Here is a 1653-nt window from a genome sequence, read left to right as displayed (position 1 = left end):
CCCTCCCGGGCGCTCCTTGACCCCGCCGCCTACCTCGACGCGCCCAAGAACAGTCGGAGAGCCAACGAAGAAAAGATCAACTACAACAACAGGGGGTTGACCGGCCCCGCTCCTTCAGGGATGACCACGGACACCGAGCCGAGCGCACCGGAGGCCGAACGGCCGACCGGCGATCACGCCATGTCACCACACCGCTGAATGTTTACCACGAGGGGTGTCCGGCCGCTGAACGACCGGTTCTCCCGTGAACCGGTGGATGAACGGCCGGCGACGTCGGGCGGAAACGTCGGAGTTTTGGCTGTGGTTTCCTCGATCGGGTGATCGGTGCTGCTTATTCTGGGCGCGCACCGACAACGGAGGAACGTCCACGACATGGCGACCGCCATACCCCGGCCGGCGATCCGGGCCCGCTCGGTCCGGCGGCGGACGCCATTGCGCAACTGGCTGCTCTTCGCCGCGCTGGCCGGTCCGAACATCGCATTGCTGATCGTCTTCACGTATCGGCCGCTGCTGCAGTCCTTCCACTACTCAACGTTGCAGTGGAACATTGGATCGCCGACCGCGATCTCCGTCGGCCTGGGCAACTACGTGGACTGGTTCACCGATCCGGGCACGCCCACCACCATCGCCGTCACGGCGGTGTTCACGGTTGCGACGGTCGGCGGCGGGATGGTGCTCGGCCTGCTGCTGGCGATGCTGCTGAACCGGAAGCTGCGGTTGCGCGGAGCCGCCCGCACGGTCGTCGTGGCCCCGTACGTGCTCTCCGGGGTGGCCGTCGGCCTGCTGTGGCTGTTCGTGTTCGACCCGAGCTTCGGTGCGCTGTCGGCGATGCTGCGGGTGGTCGGGATCGGGTCCCCGGACTGGTACAACGACCCGCAGTGGGCACTGGCGATGGTCATCGTCGTGTACCTGTGGAAGAACGTCGGATACGTCGCGCTCATCTATCTCGCCGGATTGCAGGCGGTGCCCCGGGATCTGCTGGAAGCGGCCTCCCTGGACGGGGCGTCGCCGTTCCGGTCGTTCTTCTCGGTGGTCCTCCCGCTGCTGGGCCCGACCACGTTCTTCCTCGGCATCACGACGTTGCTGACGTCATTGCAGTCGTTCGACATCATCCGCGCGATGACGAAGGGCGGTCCGCTCGAGGGAACCACCACGATGATGTACCAGATCTATCAGGAGGGATTCGACTCCGGTCGCGCCGGATATTCGTCGGCGATCGCCACGATCCTGTTCCTCGTGCTGTTCGTCATCACCGTCGCGCAACTGCGGTTCGTGGAGCGGAAGGTGCACTACTCATGAGTGTCACCGTTTCGCCGTCGACCGCGGCGCGCCCGGAATCGGCGTCGGCACCGCCGCTCGCCACCACCCGAGTGCAGGACTGGGCGCGCGCCTTCGTCCCGTCGGGCGACCAGTACCTGACCACGGCCCTCGAGCGGATCATGCTGGAGAACGCGGACCCGGCCACCGTGTTCTCCGCCGCCGCCACCGAGATCGCGACCTCGTTCGAGCAGAACGTTGAGCGCAATCTCTAACCGGGGCTGCGCCCCAGCCCGACGAGCCATGCGGTGGTCGGTTTCCGGTTTCCGAGCAGGCTCACGCAGGGACCCGCGGTCACTGCGGCCGACCGCCACCACTCGCTACGCCTAGATATGT

Annotated in this window: 3 protein-coding genes; all 3 read left to right on the top strand. The window is 66.4% G+C overall.

What is annotated here, in order from left to right; translation table 11 throughout:
- Nucleotides 1-198: hypothetical protein (locus KME75_RS41365; protein WP_219420437.1), on the top strand; the 198-nt coding region annotated here is incomplete at its 5' end.
- A 174-nt stretch (nt 199-372) separates the two neighbouring features.
- Nucleotides 373-1299 carry a carbohydrate ABC transporter permease gene (locus KME75_RS41360; protein WP_219420436.1) on the top strand — a complete coding sequence of 309 codons (927 nt, stop codon included), beginning with the start codon at nt 373-375 and terminating at the stop codon, nt 1297-1299.
- Nucleotides 1296-1532, top strand: coding sequence for a hypothetical protein (locus KME75_RS41355; RefSeq protein WP_219420435.1), 237 nt, complete (start codon nt 1296-1298; stop codon nt 1530-1532). Before KME75_RS41360 ends, KME75_RS41355 begins: the two co-directional genes overlap by 4 nt.
- The last annotated feature ends 121 nt before the right edge of the window (nt 1533-1653 follow it).

It is taken from the genome of Pseudonocardia nigra (assembly GCF_019396355.1).
Taxonomy (GTDB): Bacteria; Actinomycetota; Actinomycetes; order Mycobacteriales; family Pseudonocardiaceae; genus Pseudonocardia; species Pseudonocardia nigra.
The sequence above is the reverse complement of the archived record's forward strand: the minus strand, read 5'-3'. Positions and strand labels throughout refer to the sequence as shown.